A 24160-nucleotide genomic window follows, 5' to 3' on the forward strand; every position below is an offset into this window, starting at 1 on the left:
AGCAATATACAAAAGTATATTGCTTATCTTTCATCACAAAAAAGCACCATAAAAATGGACTAAAATTGTTATAAAATTCTTTCCCTCCGAAAGCTTTACAATTATACAAATTAGGCAGGTTTCCTGACTTATAATTCTTCCTTACTCTTAACCTTCCCGTTTATAGTGGTTTTAAATAAGAGCTTGTCCTTAAATACAGTAGCGGGGGCTGCTGCAGATTTAAACTGCATTCCCTTTTACCCTTCAGTTAAAAAGGCACCTAAAATTTATTAAGTTTTACAACTACTAATGTTATATTAAATACTCTTTTATGTCAATTTAATTATATAGGCTTATCTAAATAAACACCTCATTTAAATAAATTCAAAATCCTATTAACTTTTATAAAATCATAATTTTATAAAAACTAAAATCCTCTATTTGATTATTTTCTATGACTTATTAAGAATTATTTTTAACATTACATATATCATGTGATTCTTGGAATAATATTATTATAAAACTATTATTATAAAATTACCTTAGGAGGATATATATGAAATTAGTAAGAGGAAATTCATATTTTTTAGATAGAAATGATATTGATACAAATTATGAAAAATTAAATAATAATATAAGTTCAAAAATAGTTATAGTTGGCGGTGGAATTACCGGTGCTCTTTGTGCATATTTCTTTGCAAAAGAAAATATAGAAACAATTTTAGTTGAAAAAAATAAAATATCTCAAGGTTCTACTTCAATCACTACTTCCCTTCTTCAATATGAACTAGATGATTTTATTATAGATCTTGAAAAAGATTATAGTTTAAACAAAATAATGGAAGGATATAAATTTGGTGATGATGCTCTTCATATGTTAAAAGATATCATAAATGAACTTAACATAGAATGCGATTATAAAATTAAAGATTGTCTTTTATATACAACTGATCCTAAAAAAATTGATAAGCTAAAATATGATTATGAAAAAAGAATAGAAAATGGATTTGATGTTGATTTTATAGATGAAAATTCTACAAACTATGATTTTTCTTTTGATATAAAGGCAGGAGTTTATTCTAAATCAGGAGGTTCTGAAATAGATCCAGTAAAATTCACAAGAGCACTTATAGAAAAAATTCAAAAGATGGGCTGTAAAATATATGAAGATACTGAAATTGTAGATTTTGTCCATTCAAATAATAGTGTGATTTTAAAAACTAAAAATGATAACACTATAACCTGCGAAAAAGTCATCGTTGCAACAGGATATGACATAAACACTTTTACAAATAAAAAGTATTGTGATATATATACTACTTATAATATAGTAACTTCACCTTTAAAAGAAATAACTGGATGGCATAATCATTGTTTAATTAGAGATGGTGAGGATCCTTATACATATCTTAGAACAACAGTAGATAATAGAATTATAATAGGCGGTGAAGATACTCGTTTTATTCCTGAACTTTTAGAAAATAAAATGGCTGAAAAAAAATATGATGCCTTAGTAGAAAAGTTTAATAAATTATTTCCTCAATTCAACTATTCTATAGACTTTAAATACAATGGAGCTTTCGGTACAACAAAAGATAACCTTCCATACATAGGTCCTGACCCTGAAAATAAAAATATATGGTATTGCTTAGGCTATGGTGCTAATGGTATATTATTTTCTATTAAAGGTGGAGACATATTAAGTAAACTATATAAAGGCATTTTATCTAAAGATTATAAACTTGTATCAATAAATAGAGATAAATAACTTTAATTGATTTTCTAAAATATCCATATAAAAGAATTTAAATATTTCTTTTAAACTTACTTATAATTAGTAATTTTTGTACAAAAACAAAACTTATAAAACAAATAATACTATTTGTTTTATAAGTTTTTAAATTATATTTACTAATTATCATTTTTTTTATTATATAAATATACTACTAATGCTACTAAAATTATAATTATTCCACCAACAATACTTAAGGCGTCTGGTGTTTCTTGCCATATTATAAATCCTAAAATAGCAGAAAAAATTATATTAGTATAATTATATACAGCAACTTCTGAAGCAGGTGCATATTTATATGAATATGTTAACGCTATTTGTGCTATAGCTGCAAATATACCAATAAGTATAAGATATATTAACTGATTTAATGTTGGTTTACTAAAATTTAAAAGAACTAAAGGAAATGTTCCAACTACTGATATAAGAGAAAAATAAAAAACTATAGTTGCAGGTTTTTCTTTATCTTTCAAATATCTTACCATTGTGTAAGCTCCTCCAGCAAAAGCTGCTGACAAAAGGCCTGATGCCGCTGGTAATATACTCAAATCCCACTGAGGTTTTATTACTAATAAAACTCCAATAAAAGCAACTACCATAGAAATTATTTTAACAGCATTAAGTTTTTCTTTAAGAAATATAGCTGCAAATATAATTATAAAAATAGGTGAAAGCTTGTTAATCATAGAAGAATCTGCTAAATATAAATTATTTATAGAATAAAAATATAAGAAAACACCTGTTAATCCTAGTAATGATCTTGCTAATACATATTTAAAATTTTCTTTCTTACATATAAGACTCTCTCCACTATTTCTACTTGCTACAAAAACCACTATAAAACTTACTAAGTTTCTAAAAAAAACTTTTTCAGCTAAAGGTATATCTCCTGCTAACTTTACCATTGCTGCCATAAAAGCAAATCCTAGTGCTGATAATAGCATAAGAAATACTGCTTTTGATTTATTATTCAAAACTACCACTCCTGTCAAATATGTGACTACAATTTATTATTCTAATTAAGAATCTTTATCATTCATACATTATATACTTACTAAAAAATATGTCCAACAAAAAAAAGGCTATTTACAGTAATAAAATTGCAAATACCCCCTATTTCCTATATAAAACCTCATTATATATACATATTTCAAAAATATTAATAAAACCTTTACTTATATAAAATGTCCACAATCCATTCTTTTTTTATCTGCCAAATGGTTGCTTGAGTCATACCTGGATTTTTATCATTCACCTCAAAAATTCTTTCCCAACTATTTATAATTTTATTTTTTAACAAAGGATAAAAATTTCCTTTTGAACTCATTATTAAAGCTGATTCATCATATATATTATATTTTTTTAATTCTTCTTTATGTTTTATCTCGTCTTCTTTATTTATAGGTACATACCAATAGTTTACTACATATCCCCACTTTTCAAAATTAGTTAATACTACATTTCTAATATCTACTTCTAACTCTAAAATAACTGTACCTTCTACAGGTTGAAGACTTAATTCTTTTGAAGTTGAAAGCCATATAGGATAGGATACCCCTTCTGGTCTAGAAACTATTTTATCTGCTTTTGAACTATACCAATCATATAACTTAATATAATAATCAGCTATAGTATCATTCTTTTCTTTAATATAATCTTTCTTTACTATATATTCTCCTTTTTCTTCTATCTCTTTTAATACATTTTTATGTTGTCTTGTCCATAGCTTAATTTTATTATTTTTAACATTTTGGCAATATATCATAATTATGCCTCCTATAATAGTTATTGTTGAAATTTTCTAAAAATTTTACAAATATTTTATTGATTTCATAATTCTAATATTAAGCCCTTTAAAATAATTGCTAAATTAATATTTATTTAATTATTATCTATCTAGGATTAATAACTTCTACTACCCAATCTTTTTGTATTTCCCATAATGCTGCTTGTCTAGATTGAGATAAAACTATCTTATCATCAAATAATCTATCCCAGCTTTTTTTAACTTTGCTTTTCAAAAATGGATAAAAATTTTTCATATATACTTCTGTTTCATCATATATACCTTGCTCTTTTAATTTATTTTTATATTCTTCTAAATCCTTATTATCCTTAGGTACATAAGAAAGATTAAGTATACGATTCCATTTTTCTCTATCAAATAATATAACTTTATCTGAATCCACCTCAATTTTTAATATAACAGAATCCTCATAACATCCTACATACTTAGGATCCTCTGATAACCAAATAGGATATTCAGCTCCTTTAGGTTTAGGTAATATCTTTTCTGCTTTATTTATAAACCATCCATAGGGTTCTAAAAAAATCTTTGCTACTTCTCTATATTTTTTTTCAATAAACTCTTTCTTAACATGATATATTCCTTTTTCTTTAATAGTATTAAGAACAATATTTCTTTGACAAGTCCATAAAGTTACTTTCTCATTTTTATTTTCCAATTTTTATCCTCCTCACATAATTTTTTATTTTAATTTTAAAGGTATACCACAAGATACTAAAAATACTTCATCACTTAATGATGCTATGTATTTATTTATATTACCAGAAAAATCTCTAAAGATTCTTCCAAGTTTGTATTCTGGAACTACTCCATACCCTACTTCATTAGTAACAAATACTATTGTTTTCCCTGAGTCTCTTACCTTTTTTATAAGATTATAAAATTCATTTTTTATATTTTTAAGTATATCTTCTAACTCTTCAAATTTAGCTTTATCATAATCTATTTTTTCATCAAACATTAAATTAGTTATCATATTAGTGACACAATCTAAAAGTATATATTTTTCATCATACTCTTTTAATTTATAATTTAAGTCTTTATATCCTTCATAAGTTTTCCATGAATTTTTTCTTCTTTTTTTATGGATATACACTCTATCTTCCATTTCTTTATCTAATGTTTTAGCTGTTGCTATATATAAAACATCTTCTTTATCATTTAAAAGTTCTTCTGCAAATTCACTTTTACCACTTCTAACTCCACCAGTTATTAAAACTACTTTTCCAAAATTATTATCACTCATTTCAAATTCTCCTTTTAAATCCATTAACTAAATCCTTCATTCTATAATTAATTATAAATATATTAGTAAAAACTATTTTTTAACTTATTTATAATTATAACAAATTATTTATAACACATAATTATATTTATATAAATAACTAAGGAATAGTAACTATGAGCCCTTTAACTTTTTATAGTCTATATTTTCATTAAAATCTACTAACAATCATAGCTTCAATCTAAATTGAAACTATTATGTTTCAGAAAATTCTTTACAACATTTATTTAGATTTATTTCTATACCATAAAAACTTTATATAAAAAATTAAAGTAATTATAATCTTATTACCACATTTTTAGTATCTAAAAAATAATTATAAATTTCAATTTTTTTACTGGTATTATTTCTATATTTATATTATAATTTAAATCTATCCCAAAGAACAAAATACAAAAATGGTTTGTTATAAACAGCAAACCAATAAACTTATCCACATTGTGGATAAGTTTATTGGTTTATCCTTAATATTTTGAAAATTTAATTAATCTGAATTTTTATACATTCTAAATTAATTATTTTTTTCAACTGGAATTTGTACCTCTGTTATATACTCTTCTGGATTTTTTGTAAAACGCTCTCCTTTAATATATATCTCTCTATGATTTCCAGAAATTTTATAATTATTAGCTTCAATCCATTTCTGAAGAGCTTCATATGCATAGCATAAATCCTCATACTTACCTTTGTGTATAGTGCATGCCATTTTATCTATTGATTTTATATTTCTAGTTTTAATATTTTCACTTTCTTTTAAATCTCCTATTATACTTTGGCAAATTTCAACATCTACATCTTTCTCTTTATAGTCTTTATCATAATTAATAGCCATAGAAATTTTGCCTTTTTTAATTTCACTTTCATTTAAATATCCCATTAATTCTACCCATAAATCATGTTGTGCACTATAATTTAGTATAGTACGTCTTATTGATGCAACTTTTAAACTTTCTCCTTTTTTTATAACAACATCATAATTTAACATATATTTATCATCCTCTCTTTTAATTCTTTCTAATAAGAATTTAACCTTACTAAACTTGTCATTTTCTTTTTTTATATTACTTTTAATTTCTTCTTGCTTTTTAACAAGCATTTGAGTAATTATTTCAATACTTAATTTATCATTTACAATCTTTTTAATATCTTTTAATGAAAATCCCATACTTTTTAATGCTACTATTTTATTTAATTTTTTAATTTGAGTTGAAGAATAGTATCTATAACCTGTAAAATAATCTACCTTGGCAGGTTTAAATAATCCTATCTCATCATAATGTCTTAATGTTTTTATTGATATTTTATTAAGTTTAGAAAATTCTCCTATTCTAAACATTGAACCACCTCTATGCGCGCATATTTAATTTACAATTATATAATAAACCCTCCGTTTAATGGAGAGTCAAGACTAAAATTATGAATAATTTTAAATATATACTATTTGCTTTATTTAAATATAAAAACTATAATATATTTTAAGTATTTTAATTTATTTACTATCAAATGAAATTACAGTAAGGAGTGAATCTAAACCTATGTCTACTAATGTAATGACAATTTAATATGCCTTCTATGCTTTGGATAAAATAAAATATATAAACAAAAATAAATAATAAATATTTATTTTGCATAGGAGGCAATAAAATAATGAATAACATATTTGAAAATTGGACTAAAGGATATATAATAAAAGATCACATAACTAATAAAAATATAGAAGTAGGAGATTACTCTTACTATTCTGGTTTTTACCACGGTAAACATTTTGAAGATTACTGTGTAAGATATTTATCTCCTGATAGAGATGATGTAGATAAATTAAAAATAGGCAAATTTTGTTCTATAGGTTCTGGTGCTTCTTTTATTATGGCAGGAAACCAAGGTCATAGACATGACTTTATAACTTCTTACCCTTTTTTCTATATGAATTCTAATGGTGAATTTGGCAAAGATACTATAGATGGATTTCAAAAAGCTTCTGATACTATAATAGGAAATGATGTATGGATAGGAACTGAAGCTATAATAATGCCTGGAGTTAAAGTTGGTGATGGAGCAATTATTGGAACTAGAGCTTTAGTTACTAAAGATGTAGACCCTTATACTATAGTAGGAGGAAACCCTGCTAAACCTATAAGGAAAAGATTCTCTGATAAAGAAATAGAAATGCTTTTAGAAATCAAATGGTGGAATTTATCAATAGAAAAAATAAGAGAAAACATGAATTTATTATGTTCAAATAATATAAAAAAATTATATACTACTTTAAAAAATGATAAACAATTTAAATAAATATACATTGTTAATATAAAATAAAAATAACTAGGATGATAAACAATTAATCATCCTAGTTATTTTAAATTATAGCTTTTTTAATTTTAGATTAATAATTATATTAAATATATAACTTATTTTTATAATAAATTAATTTTTTAAAAATAATATTTATAAAATCACTCTTTATTATTCTTTATCTGCATCATATAACAATCCAAATTGTTTTCTTGATGTTTCTAAAACTTTCATAACATTAAATGATAACTCATGTGAATTTATGGTAGATTCTATTTTCCCTTCTTTTATCAAATTCACAAATTCTTCTATTTCATAACACATATTTTCTTTAATTTGTTTTCTAGTTATATCTTCTTTTTTTCCATCTTTATATATTATTTTCACATTTTCTGGAGTACTTATTTGATCTATAACTATAGTTCCTTTTTCTCCTTCTATTTCATTTAACATATAAGAATTAGCTATTTTTGAATGCATTATTATAGCATCCATTGAATCATAACTTAAAGAAACACTTCCTTGTCCATCTACCCCTGACTCTAATTTAAAGGCATTAGCATCTATCTTATTTGGAATTCCAAATAAGTTTATTACAGGGTATATACAATAAACTCCTAGATCCATAAGACTTCCATTTGAAAATTTAGGATTAAATGTATTAGGGTTTTTACCTTCTTTATATAAGTCATATCTAGAAGAATATTTACAATAGCTTGCAAAATATCTTCTAACTTTACCTATTTTATATAAATTCTCTTTTATAGTTTTAAAATTAGGCATAAAACTAGATTTCATAGCTTCCATAAATAGAACTTTATTTTTTTTAGAAACCTCAATTATTTCCTTTAATTCTTTTACATTAGAACAACTAGGTTTTTCGCATAACACATGCTTTTTATTATTTAAAAATAATAAGGATTGCTTTTTATGAAGAGAATTAGGGCTTGCTATGTATACTGCGTCTATAATATTACTTTTAGCCATATCTTCTAAATTAGTAAATCTATTTTCTATTGAATATTTTTTAGAAAATTCTTCTGCTTTTTTTAGTGTTCTAGAATAAACTGCACTTATTTTAATATCCTTTACTAATTTACATCCTTCTATAAATTGATCAGTTATAAAATTTGTTCCTATTATTCCAATTCTAATCATCTTATTCCTCCTAATACTATAAAATTTTTATTTATTAAATCTTTTTATTAAAAATAAAATAAAACTTTTTCTAATAGTTATTATCTAACTGATACAAATTTTATATTGTTTTTAACTTGTATTTCTTTTGTATATTGGGCAAGAACAGATTTAATAAGATAAACTTTATGTTCGATTTGAAGAGTGGCAATTCCTTCTTTTATTTGCAATAAATCAGATAATTCTTTAGTTATATTAATGGCAGTTATATTTTTCACATCATGACTTATAACATGTTTACAATCTTTTTCAATATACTTAAGAACAGAGCTCTTTGCTTTTTCTTCTGAAAAATCTTTAAATAAATATTTAGGCATATAAGTCTCTTCTAAAACTTTAGGTTCATCTTCTATAGATCTTAATCTTTTATAATAATAAAGTTCTGATTCTATAGCTATATTAAATAAATCAGCAAGTTTTTTCCCTGCCTTAATTATTTTAAATTTTAATATATTATTTTCTATATTTTGTTTTTTCTCCATTCTCTCTGATAAAGTCTTTAAATTCTTTTCTTCATAAAACTCTGGTGGATTTACAAATATACCTGATCCTTGTCTTGAATGTATATATCCTTCTTGTCTTAGTTTTGATATGGCTTTTCTTATAGTTGTTCTACTTATTCCATACATTTCACATAAAAATTCTTCTCCTTGAAGAGTAGTCCAAGGATGGTACACTTTATCTTCTATTTTTCTTTTTATGTCATTATAAACGTCAATATACTTCAATTTTATACCTCCATATTTCCATATATATTTGCTACTAAGAACTATGGTACTTGTTTTATATAAAATTATCAATGGATAAATCATTAAAATAGTTTTTATGGGAAAGATATAATTGTATAGTTACTAAAATAGTTAAATTAAAATTAAAATAACTTTATCTATATTATAATTTATCACAACTAATTAAGTATTACAAATTTGTATTTACAAATTTACAATGCTATGATATTATCTATTTAAGAAAACGTTTTGGAGGTGTAATAATTGTCGTTATCTAACTTTTTTTCAAAAGACTTAGTTAATATGTCCCTAAAATCTAAAAACAAAGAAGGAATTATAAAAGAATTATCTGAATTATTATTTAAAGATAAAAGAATAAACAATAAAGATTCTTTTATCAAAGATGTACTTAAAAGAGAAGAAGAATTATCTACTGCACTTGAAGATGGTATAGCTATTCCCCACGCAAAATCTAGTTCAGTAATAAAACCATCTGTAGCTATTGGTATAAGCAAAGAAGGAATGGATTACGGAGCAATGGATGGAAAACCTACTAAAATATTCTTTTTAATAGCAACTCCTGAAAACGCAAATGATCTTCATATAAAAACTTTATCAAAACTAACTTCAAAACTTCTAGATGAAGATTTTAAAAAAGGATTATTAAATGCTAAAAATGAAAAGGAAATCTTTGATCTTATGAATGATAACTCAAAAGAGGAAGAGTCAACTATACCTAGTAGCACAGGTAAATTTTTAATAGGTGTTACTGGATGTCCTGTTGGTGTAGCTCATACATATTTAGCTGAAAGTTCACTAAAGAAAACTGCTAAAGAAATGGGTATAGGAATAAAAGTTGAAACTAATGGCTCTGTAGGTGTAGAAAACATTCCAACAGAAGAAGAAATAAAAAAAGCTGATGCTATAATTGTAGCTTGTGATAAACAAGTTGATTTAGACAGATTCAGCGGCAAAAAAGTTATAATTACTGGTACTAAAGAAGCTATAGATAGTCCTAAATCCTTAATAGAAAGATCTCTTAAAGATGACGTTCCTGTATACTCATCTAAAGGAAATAGAAATGAAAACTTAAGTAACTCTTCTAAAGAAAAAGTAGGATTATATAAATACCTAATGAATGGTGTATCCTTTATGATACCTTTTGTTGTTATAGGTGGTATTTTAATTGCTCTATCATTAGCCATAGGTGGTAAGCCTACTCCTGCTGGTCTTCAAATTCCTGAAGGAAGTTACTGGAATAAAATTTTAGAAGTAGGTGCTGTTGGTTTTAAACTTATGATTCCAATACTAGCAGGTTATATAGCTTATGCAATAGGTGATAGACCAGCATTAGCTCCTGGTATGATAGGTGGTTGGATTGCAAATGAAGGTTCATTTTATGGTGCAAAAGCTGGAACTGGATTTATAGGAGCAATTATAGCAGGATTTATAGTTGGTTACATTGTAAAATGGATTAAATCCTGGAAATTCCCAAAAGCTTTACAACCTTTAGTTCCTATAATGATTATTCCTATATTAGGTTCTTTAATCATAGCATTTTTATTTATATTTGTAATTGGTGCTCCAATATCATCTTTAATGGCATCATTGGTTACTTTACTTCAATCTTTATCTTCTGGAAGTTTAGTAGTATTAGGTCTTGTTATAGGTTTAATGCAAGGTTTTGATATGGGTGGACCTTTTGGAAAAGTTGCATTTATGTTTAGTGTTGGACTTATAGCAAATGGTCAAACTCAATTTATGGGAGCTCAAGCTTGTGCTATCCCAGTTGCACCTCTTGGAATGGGCCTTGCAACTTTAATTGGTTCAAAAACTAAATTATTTACTAAAGAAGAAAGAGCAAATGGTAAGGCTGCTTTAGCCATGGGTCTTGTTGGTATATCAGAAGGTGCCATACCCTTTGCAGCTAGTGATCCATTAGCAATAATACCTGCAAACATGATAGGTAGTGCTGTAGCTTGTATATTAGGTTTCTTATTTGGAATAAGAGATAGTGTTGCTCATGGAGGTCCTATAGTTGTACTTCTTGGAGCAATTAATAAACCAGCACTTGCTTTACTTGCTATGGCAATTGGTTCAGTAGTAACAGCATTTATTTCAATAGGTTTAAAGAAATATTTTAATAGAAGAAGAAAACAAAAAGCTGCTTTAGCATAGATTAATAATACTCCTCATCATATTTAACTTAATTTTAACAAAATAAAGGTGAAATTTACTTGTTGTTAATATGTATATATATTAAAATATATAATATGATGTATCACTTTAAATCAATGTCAATTTAAGTTTATTTCAAAATATTCTTTAAATTCCATCTGAAGCATTGAATTTAAAACAAGTTAAGAATAATATTCTTTAAATTTCATCTAACTTTAAAAATAAAAGTCACTAATTTATAAATTAGTGACTTTTATTTTTTTCATATATTACAAAATTCAAAAGGCATCCTAATTTTTAGAATACCTTTATCATATAAATTTAAATAAATTATACTATATTATTTTGTATAAAATTTCTTTATTGTTTCACATACATAATCTACTTCTTCTTCCTTTATTTCAGGATAAATAGGAAGAGCTATTATTTCGTTTGCAACCTTTTCTGCTACTGGGAAATCACCTTTTTTATGTCCTAAATAACTAAAACATTTTTGTAAATGTAATGGAACTGGATAGTATATACTGTTTCCAACACCATTTTCTTTTAAATAAGCTGCAAGCTCATCTCTTTTTTCTGCTAATATATTAAATACGTAATAAACTTGTTTTTGATCTTCTACTATTTCTGGTATTCTTATATTTCTACAATCTTCTAATCTTTCTTTGTACCATTTAGCAACTTGTGCTCTTTTAGCTATTGCTTCATCTATATACTTTAATTTAACTAAAAGTACAGCAGCTTGCATTGTATCAAGTCTTGAATTATATCCTATATAATCATAATGATATTTTCTAGAAGCACCATGTACTCTAAACATTTTAGCTTTTTTAGCTAGATCGTCATCATTAGTTATAACCATACCAGCATCACCATAAGCTCCTAATGTTTTTGTTGGAAAGAAAGAAAATATTCCAAAATCTCCAATAGATCCTGAATGTCTATAAGTATCTCCTTTTCCTTTATACTTCATTCCAAAAGCTTCTGCTGCATCTTCTAAAACTCTTAAATCATGTTTATTAGCTATTTCCATTATCTTATCCATGTCTGCCATTTGTGAAAAAAGATGTATAGGAAGTATTCCTTTAGTTTTATCAGTTATTTTTTCTTCAATTTTATTTGCATCTATATTAAATGTTTTTTCATCAATATCTACAAATACTGGTTTAGCTCTATGTTTTGCTATACATGAAGTTGATGCTAAAAAAGTAAAAGGTGAAGTTATAACTTCTGCACCATCTTCAAATCCTAAAACATGAGAAGTTAAAACTAATGCATCTGTTCCTGAAGCAACTCCTATAGCATGTTTAGCTCCTGTATATTTTTTCACTTCTTCTTCTAATTTAGTAACTTCAGGTCCTAATATAAATTTTCCACCTCTAGCTACTTCTAATATGGCTTTATCAATTTCTGCTTGCTTTTCAGCATATTCTCTTTTAGATGTATAAAAATCAACTTTCATCTAATTAACCTCCATTATACATTTTATATTATTTTATAACCAAATAATTCTAGGTAATCAACTATAAGTAGTGTTTGTTAATACTTATATTATTTTATCACACTTTCTACAGCTTTTATAAGTTCTGAAACTACATATTTAGCATCTTCCACGGATAACTTAGAATATACTGGTACAGATATTTCATTAGAATACTCTGCATATGCATTTGGATAATCTTCTATTTTATATCCTAAATTTTTATAAACACTTAAAAGTGGTAATGGAATAAAATGAACATTAGTTGCAATCTCTTTTTCTGCTAAAATTTCAATAACTTTATTTCTTTGATCTTCAGTAAATCCTTTTATACGAAGTGGATATAAATGATATGAAGTTTCTGTATTTTCTTCTTTTTTAAATGGTATTATAGCCCAATCTTTTTCTTTTAATGCTTCTGTATAAGTATCAAATATTTCTTCACGTTTTTTTAGCATTCCTTCATATCTCTCTAATTGAACAAGTCCCATTGCAGACATTATATCTGTCATATTACACTTGTTTCCATCTGTAACTACATCATATCTCCATGCTCCTGCTTTCATTTTTGATAAAGCATCTTTAGATTGACCATGTAAAGTTTCTAATTTTAAACTTTTATATAAATCTTCTCTTCCTTTAAAATTGTTATCATTAAAAGTTATAGCTCCACCTTCAGCAGTTGTAAGATTTTTTACTGCATGAAATGAGAATATATGAAAATCTGCTTGACTTCCTACTCTTCTTCCTTTGTATTTTGCTCCAAAAGAATGAGCAGAATCTGATACAAATATTATATCTTCACGATTTAAGTCTTTTAAAACTTTACGTACAGCATCATAGTCAACTGGTACTCCTGCAAAATCCACAGTATATATTGCTTTAGTTTTTGGTGTAATTGCTTCTTTTAATTTATCTATATCTATTAAAAAAGTATCTTTTTTTACGTCTACATATTTAGGTTTTATGCCTCTATGTAAAGAAACACTTGAAGTAGCTGTATAAGTGTATGGAGTTGTTATTATTTCATCTCCTTCTTTTATGTCAAAAGCTTTTAATACAAGTTCTAATCCTGCTGTTGCACTTGAAAGAGTTAGAGCTTTTTCAGTTTCACAAAAATCTGCTATTTTCTCCTCAAATTCTTTAGTCTTAGGTCCAGATGTTATCCACCCAGATTTTAAAACTTCTACTACTGCATCTATTTCTGCTTGAGTTATATCCGGTGGTGAAAAAGGTATTTTTTTCATTATTTTCATCCTTTCAATTCAAAATTAAATTAATATTAGGGTCTTTATATATTTTTTAATATATGATATAAATTTATCTCTATAATAATAAATTAATATAGATAAATTTTAATCATATAAGGTATAAGCTTAATAATTTAAAAATCTCAATCAAATAAGATTTTAATTTAAAATTTAAACAGGTTATTATATTTACTAATACATTTATTACTTTCTTCCTTTAAAAAATCCAGTATCTTTTGTTATATAAATTCCTTTGTTATTTTCAATTTCATAATCTAAATAGTTTTTTATATCTCTTAAATTTGAGATTGATACTTTTTTTCTATTATTTCCTGGCATAGAAAATATATAATCCATTATAGCTACTGAATCTGTAACAAATAAATTATCATTATATCTTTTAAGCTGAACTTCTTTAAATAAATTGGAAACCTTTTTAAATCCATTTTCTAATTGGAAACCTTCTGTATTATTCCAGCTTTTAGAAGTAAGTCCATCCTTAGAAAATTTAGATATAATATTTCTCATTTCTTTCATATGGTTTTTCCCTATTGTAGAAGCAAAAAAATATCCTTTTGGTTTTAAAACTCTTTTTATTTCTTTTAAAGCTTTTTTTATATCTTTAACGTGATATAGCATATGATTTGCAATCACTACATCAAATTTAAAATCTTCAAAAGAAATATTTTGAGCATCTACTATTTTAAATTTAAATCTAGCACTATCTTTACCTAGATTTCTTTTAGCATCCTTTAACATTCCTTCTGAAAAATCAGTTAAAGTTATGTTCCATTTATCTGGAATTTTTTTATAATTTTTCACCCAAAGGCTTCCATCTCCACATCCAAGTTCTAAGATATTGCATTCTTTTGGTATATGTAAATTGTTAAAGAACCAATTCATCCATCCTTCTTTATTTGTACTAAAATTTTCATGTATCTTTATTCTAGCTCTTAAATTTGAAGCATTTTCATATTGATCTATCCAGCTTTTATCTGAATTTATTACATTAATTATATTTAAAAATTTATCCCAATTCATTTGATTTTTATAATCTAACATGTTTTCTGCTTCTTCTATAGCTTTTATTACACTTTTCATATGCTTTACTTTCTCTTTTATTATATCCTTTTGAATTTCTAAGGATTTCTTTAAGTCTTTATCATCAAAATCATACTTAATTATATTGTCTATATCTTCTAAAGAAAGTCCTATAAATTTAAGGGTTAATATCTTTTGCAATTTCCCAAAATCTTCTAACGTGTAAAGCCTATGGCCTAATTCATTATGATCACTTGGTTTAAGAAGTCCTATCTTATCATAATATCTTAATGTTCTTAGTGTAACTCCTGCTTTTTTTGCAAATTGACCTATAGTAAATAAATCTTTTTTAAGTTTATTCACTTTATCACCTCTACATAAATTATTTTATCCCATTACGTTAGGTAAGGTGCAAGTGTTTTTATAAAGGTTAAAAAATTATTCATTTTTTAACCTTTATTATCATAATTATACCTATTAAAAATCAACTATAAATAATAAATAGCACTATAATATTTATTATTTACTTTTTTACATATAATAACCATAAAATATATTCTGTAATATACATATAAATAAGTTTAAAAACATTTTAAAATCCTCCAGCGCCTCCGCCACCAGAACTACCTGCACCTCCAGAAGAAAAACCTCCCCCTCCTCCAGATGATGGTGTTACAGATACAAAGGAAGAATCTATACTTTTAGCAAAACTGTTTTTGTTATTAGAACCATAGGAATGAATATACCAATATGCATAACTACCATAATATCTCTTATCATTATAACCATTTAAGCCCATATATTTTTTTAATTTTTTAACAGTCTTGCTTGTTAAGCCTAACACTATAGCATAAACTAAATATTTATCTATAGAATAGCTTTTATCAATATCTACTATTTCCTCTTTATCTATAGTTTTCTTAAATTTTTTCCATTTATCCATTTGATCTTTACCATAATATGTTTTTTTGTACATAATACAGGCAGAGAATATAACTAATAATATGCTAGTAAAAAAAGCTAGTACTCCATATGTTGGATTAAAAATTAAAGTTACTATTGTTAAAATCACACTAAGAAAGCTATAAAATAAAACTGGTTTAAATTTATTTTTAGTTTCTAAATCAAAATACTTTTTATTTTTAACTTCCTGTTGTATTAGTATTTTCCATTTTTTATAACTATGATTAAAGTCTGTTCTATTAGATTTACTATATTTTTTTATTTCTTCTGTTGTAACTTTAAATCCATTTCCTATTTTATTAATAAGCCAATTTATAAAAAACTTTTCATGCTTTAATAATACTTCATCTGCCTCTTTTAACTTTTCTATAGTATATACTTTATCTTTTCTTTTTTTATTTTTATAATTTAGATCCTCATTTTCTTTAATTTTAAAGTAACCTTTTCTATCTAAATCTAATATTGTAGCTATTATAGCACTAGAAGTTAAATTTAAGCCATATACTAAACTTAATACAGCTGGAGTACATTCATCTGGATAAATACTATATTTAGCATTAAACTTTTTCTTTGTTTTTAAATTTAAAACTATAATTATTATAAGTAAAACTGCAATACCTATAATAACTATAGATACATATTTACTTATTTCTTTTAGCTTTGCATTTCTTTTTATCTTGTTTTCAGTATCTTTTTTATATTTTAATTCTTCATTCATTATATTCTTATAAGCATCTTTATTTATAACTTTATAAGAATCTTTTATATATTCCTTAGGAAATAAAATTCTTGCAGCTATAAATTTATTTTGGGAAACATCCTTTGCTTTTAAATTTACTGTATCACTATTTAAAAACTTTATTTTACCATTTAAAGGTCCATGGGCAAATATTTTAACCTCATCTTTATCAAAAGCATAGGGGAACTTTATATTAGCTTCAAAGTTATCTATCTTAGTTTTATTTTCCTTACCTACTAAATTATAAAATAATTCTCCTATATCATTATACTTAGTACAAACATTTTTTAATGTATATCTTATATTAAAAGTTTTTTGAGTATCTTCTCTAGAAGGAGAATATATTTTTATGTCTAAACTATCTTTAGAATCATTAATGTCATATACTCCATCCTGACCTTTCTTTCCTTCTAAAACTTTTTCAAATCTTTTGTCTTTCCCATAAGCCTTCTCTGATATTTTAATATCTTTTATGTTATCCATACCTTTTTTACTTATATTTCTATATACTCCATTAAAATCATCATCAAATCCAAAAGTAATATCTTCATCTATATATAAACTTCCATTTTGAAGTACACTACAATTTACTTTCCAATTTTTTATTATAATATCATCATCAGCCTTTACCTTAAAAGTAAACAAAAACATAAAAGCAAAGGAAAATAAAATAAGTCTTATAATCTTTTTCACCATAATCCCCCTTATATTTAAAGATTTTTGTCATATATTTAAGTATAAATTTCAAAAAATATTTTTTATAACTTTTTATTCTGTAAATCTTCGTACAACTTTTTTACAGATTTTTTTAAAGTAGGATGAATAAAATTTTCATCTAATTCACATAAAGGTTTTAAAACAAAATCTCTATTCTCCATATCTTTATGTGGAACTACTAAATTTTCTTTATTTATTATAAAATCCTCATAAAAAATAATATCTAAATCTATAGTTCTAGGTCCCCATTTTTTTATTCTTACTCTATCTAGTTCTTTTTCTATACTCATAAGACTTTCTAAGAGCATTTCAGGAGATAAATCCGTTTCCACTTGAACTACACCATTTAAAAAATTATCTTGTTCTAACACTCCATAGGGCTCAGTTTCGTATATACTAGAAACTTTTATTATATTAATACCTTTATCTTTTATCTTTTTTAAAGCCTCTCTTATATATCTTCTTTTATCTCCCATATTTGTACCAAAAGCAATATAAGCTACATGCATTTAATCGCCTCCAGCATTTTAATCGCTCTAACATTTTCTTTTACATCATGTACTCTAACCATTTGAAGTCCTTTTTCTACTGCCAAACAAGATATTGCTATAGTGCCTTCTAATCTATCTTCTGTTTTAAGTCCTCCTAAAACTTTTCCTATAGTTGACTTTCTAGATGCTGCTAAAAGTATAGGCATATTAAAGCTTTTAATCTCTTCTATTCTATTCATTAATGTTAAATTATGCTCCATAGTCTTTCCAAATCCTATACCAGGATCTAGTATTATTTTATCTTCCCCTATACCATTTTCCTTAGCATAATCTATTCTTTCTTTAAAATATAAAGAAACTTCTTTCATTAAATCTTCATACTCTGGATTAGCTTGCATATTTTTAGGTGTACCTTTTATATGCATTATTATAACTGGCACATTATATTCTTTTATAACTTTCACCATATTAGAATCGAAAGTCATTCCACTTATATCATTTACAATATCCGCTCCAGCTTCTATAGCCATTTTTGCTGTCTTAGCTCTATATGTATCTATTGATATTATAATATCTTTAAACTTATTTTTTATTGCTTCTATAACAGGAACTACTCTACTAATTTCTTCTTCTAAAGATACTGGATCTGATCCTGGTCTTGTAGATTCTCCTCCAATATCTAAAATTTCAGCTCCCTCTTTAATCATTCTTTCAGCAGTTTTCAAAGCCTCTTCTACAGTGTTTTTTCTAGATCCTTCATAAAATGAATCTGGAGTACAATTTATTATCCCCATTACTTTCATGGTCTTATAATCAATAGATCTTCCATCTTTTAAAACTGTTTTTATTTCTTTTTTATCTATGTAATTTTTTATTTCTTTTGAAACTTCTTTTATACCAAAGAAGTCCATAATAGCTAATTTATTTATTAATCTACTATACTGTTTATAAGTTCCTAAAAGTATTATATCTGACTTATCTATTTTGCAATTTATACAATATTTATTTACTGCACAATCACCACCTAAACTTAACATTTCTTGCTTTATTATATTACAAGCAGGTGATTTTACATTAAATATTTTTATAGGAACAATACTACTCTTATTTAAAAATATATTTATGCTTAAAGGATGAACCCCTATATTATTAAGCTCTGATAATAAATTATTATTTGACAACCCTATAATCAAAATTACCATCCTTTCTCTACAGTAGCGAAAGCATTATGATTATGTATACTTTCTATACTTTTGACTTGAACTTTATACCAATTTATCATATCGTTTTTTTCAAGCCTTACTGCCACTTCTCTAGCAACATCTTCAACAAATCTTGGATTTTCATATGCTTTTTCAGTTACCCATTTTTCATCTACTCTTTTAAGCAGTGAATATATAGGAACACTAGAACTTTTTTCTGCAATATAAACTAAATCTTCTATCCATATTTTTTTATTAGCATCTACTTCCATAGTTATTATAGCTCTCTGATTATGAGCACCATTTTCACTAATTTCTTTAGAACAAGGACACAAGGTATGAACAGGTACCTTAACTTTTAATTTCAAATCTAAATTTTCTGATTTTTTAGCCTTTATACTACATTCCATACTAATAGGTGCTTCAATTTCACTAACTGGTGCTTTTTTATTTATAAAATAAGTAAATTTCATATTTAAATTAGAGGTTTCAGCTTCAAGTTTCTCTTTTAATTCATCCAATATAATTTCTAAATTTTTATAATTAATAACATCAAGTCCTTGAAGACATTCAACAAATCTACTCATATGAGTTCCTCTAGTATGGTGTGGTAAATCTACAGATACTGATATATCTGCTATTGTATGTTGATTTCCATTTTTTTTATCTGAAACAACTATAGGCCATTTCAAATCTTCTATCCCCACATTTTTAAGTGGTATATTTCTTAAATCTTTTTCCTTTTGTACATCTTTCATTATATAATTCCTCCTAATCACCTTGATACACAATTCCACTAGTTTTAGTTTCCCAAACTTCTATTTCACAAAGTTTACAATTATCTCTTTTTAATTTATCAAAAAGTTTATTCCAAATCCAAACTGCTATATTTTCTGCTGTAGGCTGTTTTATAATATTATTTATATAATGGTGGTCTAATTCATTTACTACATTTTCTTTTACTATATTTTTAAGTTCAATAAAATCTATTATCATGTCTTCCTTATCTCTAGTACCTTTAAGTTTCACTACTAGTTTATATGTATGACCATGAAGATTTTCGCATTTTCCATGGTAATTAATTAAATTATGTGCTGCATCAAATTCAAATTCTTTTATTAATATCATATTTAAAACTCCTCATTTTAAAACTTTATAATATATAATATAATAAATTTCTTTTTAAATCTAGTTAAATTCTATTTTATACTTCTAGTTTTTAGTTTTCTTTATAATGAAGTAAATATTCTATATTTTTAGTACTTATAAATTTAAATTTTATAACTTCATAATTTCTCCACAATTTATTTTTATAATAAACTCAAAGATAAAGCTAAAACAAAAGGAGGAAAAACAATGTTTTGTGGAGGATATGGTAATTATAGTAGTTTTGCAGGTGGAACTGGGTCAAACCTATGGTTTTTCGGTTTTTTTATAATAAAAGTCTTAATATTTATAGGTATAGCTTTCTTTATTGCAAAATTAGTTAAAAAATATTTCTTTAGCAATCATTTCTCATTAAAATCTTTAGATGATAAATATGTAAATGGTGAAATCGATGAAGAAGAATATTTACGAAGAAAAGATTTTATAAAAAATAATAAATAATATAAATTAAATTTAAATCAATCCCTCTTACTCCTATATAATATAAAAGTAAGAGGGATTAATACTATTTTAAAAATATACCTTATTTAAATATGTTAACATATAATTTTTATGAATTATATATTATAAATGATATATATTATAAGTGATAGTAGTAACAATTTCTACTTTTTTTTTAAACTTAAATTCATTAAAAATAAATTTAAAGGAGCTTTAAAATTGGAAAACAAGAAAAATATATTAATAGTTGATGATGAAAAAAAAATAGTAAGTATAATAAAAGATTACTTATTAAAAAATAACTTCAATGTATTTACTGCTTTTAATGGTTTAGAAGCTTTAGAAATTTTTAATAATAAAAAAATACATTTAGTTGTCTTAGATTTGATGCTTCCTAAACTTTCTGGTGAAGATGTTTGTAAAAAAATAAGAAGTAAATCTGATATACCTATAATAATGTTAACGGCTAAAATAGAAGAAGATAACAAAATAGAAGGTTTAACTATAGGTGCTGACGATTATTTAACCAAACCTTTTAGCATAAGAGAACTAGTTACAAGAATTAAAGTCCTTATAAGAAGAAGTTATAGAAATAACTCTACTTTAGCTGAATATTTAACTTTTAATGAGGGAGATTTAAAAGTGGATATAAACAAAATGGTTGTGAAAAAAAAAGATATTGAAGTTAACTTAACACATAACGAATTTAAAATTCTTCTGTCCTTTCTTACAAATCCTGGCCAAGTTTTTACTAGAGAACAATTAATAGAAAAAACCTTTGGTATAGATTATACTGGATTTGATAGATCTATAGATTCTCATATAAAAAATTTAAGACATAAAATAGAAGATAACCCTAGAAAACCTCAATATATACTAACAGTCTATGGGGTAGGTTATAAATTTGGAGGTAATTAATTTGAAAATCTCTTTATTAAAAAAACTATCTTTAGCTTTTTTAATAACTGTTTTAGGATCAATTCTTATAACTAATCTAATTTCTAACTACATGGTATCTAAAAAATTTGATACATACTTAATTGCTCAACGTAAAAATGAAATAGAAAAAGTAAAGAAATCGGCTATAGATTTATATGATGAAAATTATTCAGATTCATCTTCTTGCTATGATAGTAATGCTAAATCTCAGCTTAAAAGATATTCTAAATCTGAAAACATATTTATTGAAGTAAAAAATATAAAAGACAAAGTAGTCTTTTCTTCCTCTGAATCAGATTCACATAAAGACGGAATGATGAATTCTAATATGAAATCTATGATGCATAATCATATGATTAACAAATATTCTTCTAATTACGAATATATAGAAAAGGACTATCCAATATCTAAAGGTAATAAAAAAGTAGGAACTATAACTATAGGGTTTTTTAGTAATTCCTATTTAAATGAAGGTTCTTTAAAATTCAAATCTGCACTTAATAATTCTTTTTTAATATCTGCTTTTATAGCTTTAGTTATAGGATTAATCATCGGAATAATTATGTCTAAAGGATTAACTTCCCCCCTTTTGAAAATAACTAATGCTGCAAATAAAATAAGAAATGGAAACCTAAAGGCTAGAGCTAATTTAAAAACCTCTACCAAAGAAGTTTACGAACTCCGTAATTCTATAAATTATTTAGCTGTCACTTTAGAAAAACAAGAAAACATAAGAAAAAGAATGACTTCTGATATAGCTCATGAACTTAGAACTCCTTTAACAATTTTAAAAACTCATATAGAAGGACTGTTAGATGGAATAATAAAACCTACTGAAGAAAATCTTGAAAGCTTTTATGAAGAAATTGAACGTTTAATTAATCTAGTAGAAAATTTAAGAAATCTTTCTCGTCTAGATGAATCAGAACTTAATTTAAATAAATCTAACTTTAATATTTCTAAAGAAACTATAAAAATAACAAATTCTTTTGAAGCTTTATATCATAAAAAAGGTTTTAAAATTTTAAAAAATATAGATTCAAACATTATAGTTTTTATGGATAAAGATAAATTTAATCAAATAGTCTATAATCTTTTTTCTAATTCATATAAATATTTACCTATAAATGGAGAAGTTAATATATCACTAAAAAAAGAGTGTAATAAAATAATATTAAAAATAAAAGATAACGGTTGTGGAATACCCTCAAAAGATTTGCCTTATATATTTGAAAGATTTTATAGAAGTGATTTTTCCCGTAATAAAAAAACTGGTGGATCTGGTATAGGACTTACCATAACTAAAAAATTAGTTGAAGCCCATAATGGAAGTATTAAAGTTGAAAGTAAAATTAACAAAGGTACAATATTTACTATAGAATTTCCACTTTAAAATCACTTATTAAAATTATATATATTAATGATATAAATAAAACTATTCTATATTTAAAAAACATATTAGACCTATAGAAATAAATAACTAGTTAAAAACTCTAGTTTTATTTAATAAAATACAATAACTTATATTTTATTAATAACTTTAATATTAGTAAATTCTAATAAAAAAGTAATTATAGAAAAACTACAATATAATTAGTTATTTATTTCAATATACTTAAATTAAATATATTTTTATTTCCTTAAATTTTCTAACTCTCCTATGATATTTATATAATCTATATGAGAAGTTATACTTTTTAAATCTTTCTTTTTTACAGCTGCTATTATACAAGTAGATGGTCCAGATGACTTATATATATCAACCCTTACATCCTTATTTGTTTTTAATCTACTATTGTTATTTTTACATAAAAGTTTGGCTTCATATAAAATTCCTTTAGAACCTACTGGAACCATTTCATATGATAAATCATTTTCTAAAATCCATTTTATAGAATCATAAGAAACTATCTCTTTATCATTTTTTATATCTATTTCATCTCCTACTTTAGGAATTCCTATAGATATAATAATACACCCCTCTTTATCTTTTATATTATTAATTTTTAATTCATTTCTTTTGCCTACTCCTATAACGGTAACCCCTACTCCTGTAGAATAAGTTTTAAAGTTTTCCTCTGTACTTCCTGTAAGACTAATATCATCTATTTTAGCAGATTTTAATTCTTCTTTAATTCCTTTTATAATCTCTACACCAGTAGGCTTCATTTCACAAGAAAGTACATTAGTTAAAGTAACAATATTTCCTCCTGCACACATAACTTCCATAATTGCTACCCTAGCTGTAAATTTTCCTACATAAAATGGTGGTATTTTTAATACATCTTTTTCTTTCATTCCTATACTTCCTGAACTATCACAAGAAATAACTAAACTTTTTTCAGAATCTAAACTAACTAAAGTTAAATCTCTTATTTTTTCTATACTCATCTCTAACACCTCTTCATCCTGATAGTTATATTGGATCAACTGATCTAATTTTTCCTGTAATAATATATTAATTATAAGTTA

At 24.9% G+C, this 24160-nt stretch carries 22 protein-coding genes and 1 riboswitch; of the genes, 6 read left to right on the plus strand and 16 right to left on the minus strand.

Annotated elements, in window-relative coordinates:
* Positions 1 to 96: 96 nt before the first annotated feature.
* Positions 97 to 278, minus strand: a riboswitch (cobalamin riboswitch).
* A gap of 257 nt (positions 279 to 535) precedes the next feature.
* Positions 536 to 1747: an NAD(P)/FAD-dependent oxidoreductase gene (locus ABDZ71_RS08860; protein WP_343760867.1), complete on the plus strand. Its 1212-nt coding sequence runs from the start codon at positions 536 to 538 to the stop codon at positions 1745 to 1747.
* A gap of 143 nt (positions 1748 to 1890) precedes the next feature.
* On the opposite strand, the gene ABDZ71_RS08865 is transcribed toward ABDZ71_RS08860, so the two are convergent.
* The 5 genes from ABDZ71_RS08865 to ABDZ71_RS08885 form a co-directional block, all read right to left on the minus strand.
* A complete protein-coding gene (locus ABDZ71_RS08865; RefSeq protein WP_343760869.1) occupies positions 1891 to 2745 on the minus strand; it encodes a DMT family transporter in 855 nt (284 codons plus the stop codon).
* Positions 2746 to 2942: 197 nt separating this feature from the next.
* On the minus strand, positions 2943 to 3536 hold the full coding sequence (locus ABDZ71_RS08870; RefSeq protein WP_343760871.1) for a DUF3841 domain-containing protein: 594 nt from the start codon (positions 3534 to 3536) through the stop codon (positions 2943 to 2945).
* Positions 3537 to 3663: 127 nt separating this feature from the next.
* Positions 3664 to 4236 carry a DUF3841 domain-containing protein gene (locus ABDZ71_RS08875; RefSeq protein ID WP_343760873.1) on the minus strand — a complete coding sequence of 191 codons (573 nt, stop codon included), beginning with the start codon at positions 4234 to 4236 and terminating at the stop codon, positions 3664 to 3666.
* A 24-nt stretch (positions 4237 to 4260) separates the two neighbouring features.
* Positions 4261 to 4824: a bifunctional adenosylcobinamide kinase/adenosylcobinamide-phosphate guanylyltransferase gene (gene cobU, locus ABDZ71_RS08880; RefSeq protein WP_343760875.1), complete on the minus strand. Its 564-nt coding sequence runs from the start codon at positions 4822 to 4824 to the stop codon at positions 4261 to 4263.
* A gap of 550 nt (positions 4825 to 5374) precedes the next feature.
* Entirely contained in the window at positions 5375 to 6199 is an 825-nt protein-coding gene (locus tag ABDZ71_RS08885) for a MerR family transcriptional regulator (RefSeq protein ID WP_343760876.1), read from the minus strand.
* 311 nt (positions 6200 to 6510) lie between these two features.
* On the opposite strand from ABDZ71_RS08885, the gene ABDZ71_RS08890 reads away from it, so the two are divergent.
* On the plus strand, positions 6511 to 7155 hold the full coding sequence (locus ABDZ71_RS08890) for a CatB-related O-acetyltransferase (RefSeq protein ID WP_343760878.1): 645 nt from the start codon (positions 6511 to 6513) through the stop codon (positions 7153 to 7155).
* Positions 7156 to 7326: 171 nt separating this feature from the next.
* Here the strand turns inward: ABDZ71_RS08890 and ABDZ71_RS08895 are convergent, their stop codons facing one another.
* Both ABDZ71_RS08895 and ABDZ71_RS08900 read right to left on the minus strand, forming a co-directional pair.
* Positions 7327 to 8313: a Gfo/Idh/MocA family protein gene (locus ABDZ71_RS08895; RefSeq protein ID WP_343760879.1), complete on the minus strand. Its 987-nt coding sequence runs from the start codon at positions 8311 to 8313 to the stop codon at positions 7327 to 7329.
* A gap of 80 nt (positions 8314 to 8393) precedes the next feature.
* Positions 8394 to 9080: a GntR family transcriptional regulator gene (locus ABDZ71_RS08900; RefSeq protein ID WP_343760881.1), complete on the minus strand. Its 687-nt coding sequence runs from the start codon at positions 9078 to 9080 to the stop codon at positions 8394 to 8396.
* Between the two features lie 264 nt (positions 9081 to 9344).
* Here ABDZ71_RS08900 and ABDZ71_RS08905 point away from each other — a divergent pair, with 264 nt between their 5' ends.
* Positions 9345 to 11258, plus strand: coding sequence for a PTS fructose transporter subunit IIABC (locus ABDZ71_RS08905; protein WP_343760882.1), 1914 nt, complete (start codon positions 9345 to 9347; stop codon positions 11256 to 11258).
* 340 nt (positions 11259 to 11598) lie between these two features.
* On the opposite strand, the gene ABDZ71_RS08910 is transcribed toward ABDZ71_RS08905, so the two are convergent.
* From ABDZ71_RS08910 to queD, 8 genes are all read right to left on the minus strand, one after another.
* On the minus strand, positions 11599 to 12720 hold the full coding sequence (locus tag ABDZ71_RS08910; protein WP_343760884.1) for a DegT/DnrJ/EryC1/StrS family aminotransferase: 1122 nt from the start codon (positions 12718 to 12720) through the stop codon (positions 11599 to 11601).
* An 89-nt stretch (positions 12721 to 12809) separates the two neighbouring features.
* Positions 12810 to 13985, minus strand: a complete 1176-nt coding sequence (locus ABDZ71_RS08915) for a DegT/DnrJ/EryC1/StrS family aminotransferase (protein ID WP_343760885.1) — start codon at positions 13983 to 13985, stop codon at positions 12810 to 12812.
* A gap of 207 nt (positions 13986 to 14192) precedes the next feature.
* The gene (locus tag ABDZ71_RS08920) at positions 14193 to 15392 is read right to left on the minus strand and encodes a MerR family transcriptional regulator (RefSeq protein WP_343760887.1); all 1200 of its coding nucleotides are present in this window, start codon (positions 15390 to 15392) and stop codon (positions 14193 to 14195) included.
* A gap of 229 nt (positions 15393 to 15621) precedes the next feature.
* A complete protein-coding gene (locus ABDZ71_RS08925) occupies positions 15622 to 17424 on the minus strand; it encodes a DUF2207 domain-containing protein (RefSeq protein ID WP_343760889.1) in 1803 nt (600 codons plus the stop codon).
* Between the two features lie 65 nt (positions 17425 to 17489).
* Positions 17490 to 17957 (minus strand): 2-amino-4-hydroxy-6-hydroxymethyldihydropteridine diphosphokinase, encoded by a 468-nt coding sequence (gene folK, locus ABDZ71_RS08930; protein WP_343760890.1) that lies wholly within the window; start codon positions 17955 to 17957, stop codon positions 17490 to 17492.
* A complete protein-coding gene (gene folP / locus ABDZ71_RS08935) occupies positions 17948 to 19141 on the minus strand; it encodes a dihydropteroate synthase (protein WP_343760891.1) in 1194 nt (397 codons plus the stop codon). The genes folK and folP overlap by 10 nt, the downstream gene beginning before the upstream one ends.
* Positions 19135 to 19899 carry a GTP cyclohydrolase FolE2 gene (gene folE2, locus ABDZ71_RS08940; RefSeq protein WP_343760893.1) on the minus strand — a complete coding sequence of 255 codons (765 nt, stop codon included), beginning with the start codon at positions 19897 to 19899 and terminating at the stop codon, positions 19135 to 19137. The genes folP and folE2 overlap by 7 nt, the downstream gene beginning before the upstream one ends.
* 13 nt (positions 19900 to 19912) lie before the next feature.
* Positions 19913 to 20269, minus strand: coding sequence for a 6-carboxytetrahydropterin synthase QueD (gene queD, locus ABDZ71_RS08945; protein WP_343760895.1), 357 nt, complete (start codon positions 20267 to 20269; stop codon positions 19913 to 19915).
* 228 nt (positions 20270 to 20497) lie between these two features.
* Between queD and ABDZ71_RS08950 the strand changes: the two genes are divergently transcribed.
* From ABDZ71_RS08950 to ABDZ71_RS08960, 3 genes are all read left to right on the plus strand, one after another.
* Positions 20498 to 20749 (plus strand): SHOCT domain-containing protein, encoded by a 252-nt coding sequence (locus ABDZ71_RS08950; protein WP_343760896.1) that lies wholly within the window; start codon positions 20498 to 20500, stop codon positions 20747 to 20749.
* A 219-nt stretch (positions 20750 to 20968) separates the two neighbouring features.
* Entirely contained in the window at positions 20969 to 21667 is a 699-nt protein-coding gene (locus ABDZ71_RS08955; RefSeq protein ID WP_343760897.1) for a response regulator transcription factor, read from the plus strand.
* A 1-nt stretch (position 21668) separates the two neighbouring features.
* Entirely contained in the window at positions 21669 to 23081 is a 1413-nt protein-coding gene (locus tag ABDZ71_RS08960; RefSeq protein ID WP_343760899.1) for a HAMP domain-containing sensor histidine kinase, read from the plus strand.
* Positions 23082 to 23320: 239 nt separating this feature from the next.
* On the opposite strand, the gene ABDZ71_RS08965 is transcribed toward ABDZ71_RS08960, so the two are convergent.
* A complete protein-coding gene (locus tag ABDZ71_RS08965; protein ID WP_343760900.1) occupies positions 23321 to 24079 on the minus strand; it encodes an AIR synthase related protein in 759 nt (252 codons plus the stop codon).
* Between the last annotated feature and the right edge of the window lie 81 nt (positions 24080 to 24160).

It is taken from the genome of Clostridium oceanicum (assembly GCF_039521385.1).
Taxonomy (GTDB): domain Bacteria; phylum Bacillota; class Clostridia; order Clostridiales; family Clostridiaceae; genus Clostridium_F; species Clostridium_F oceanicum.

Coding starts and splice junctions, on each gene's coding strand:
- ABDZ71_RS08860 (WP_343760867.1), top strand. CDS start 536: ATGAAATTAGTAAGAGGAAATTCATATTTTTTAGATAGAAATGATATT.
- ABDZ71_RS08870 (WP_343760871.1), bottom strand. CDS start 3,536: ATGATATATTGCCAAAATGTTAAAAATAATAAAATTAAGCTATGGACA.
- cobU (WP_343760875.1), bottom strand. CDS start 4,824: ATGAGTGATAATAATTTTGGAAAAGTAGTTTTAATAACTGGTGGAGTT.
- ABDZ71_RS08885 (WP_343760876.1), bottom strand. CDS start 6,199: ATGTTTAGAATAGGAGAATTTTCTAAACTTAATAAAATATCAATAAAA.
- ABDZ71_RS08890 (WP_343760878.1), top strand. CDS start 6,511: ATGAATAACATATTTGAAAATTGGACTAAAGGATATATAATAAAAGAT.
- ABDZ71_RS08895 (WP_343760879.1), bottom strand. CDS start 8,313: ATGATTAGAATTGGAATAATAGGAACAAATTTTATAACTGATCAATTT.
- ABDZ71_RS08910 (WP_343760884.1), bottom strand. CDS start 12,720: ATGAAAGTTGATTTTTATACATCTAAAAGAGAATATGCTGAAAAGCAA.
- ABDZ71_RS08915 (WP_343760885.1), bottom strand. CDS start 13,985: ATGAAAAAAATACCTTTTTCACCACCGGATATAACTCAAGCAGAAATA.
- folK (WP_343760890.1), bottom strand. CDS start 17,957: ATGCATGTAGCTTATATTGCTTTTGGTACAAATATGGGAGATAAAAGA.
- folP (WP_343760891.1), bottom strand. CDS start 19,141: ATGGTAATTTTGATTATAGGGTTGTCAAATAATAATTTATTATCAGAG.
- folE2 (WP_343760893.1), bottom strand. CDS start 19,899: ATGAAAGATGTACAAAAGGAAAAAGATTTAAGAAATATACCACTTAAA.
- queD (WP_343760895.1), bottom strand. CDS start 20,269: ATGATATTAATAAAAGAATTTGAATTTGATGCAGCACATAATTTAATT.
- ABDZ71_RS08950 (WP_343760896.1), top strand. CDS start 20,498: ATGTTTTGTGGAGGATATGGTAATTATAGTAGTTTTGCAGGTGGAACT.
- ABDZ71_RS08965 (WP_343760900.1), bottom strand. CDS start 24,079: ATGAGTATAGAAAAAATAAGAGATTTAACTTTAGTTAGTTTAGATTCT.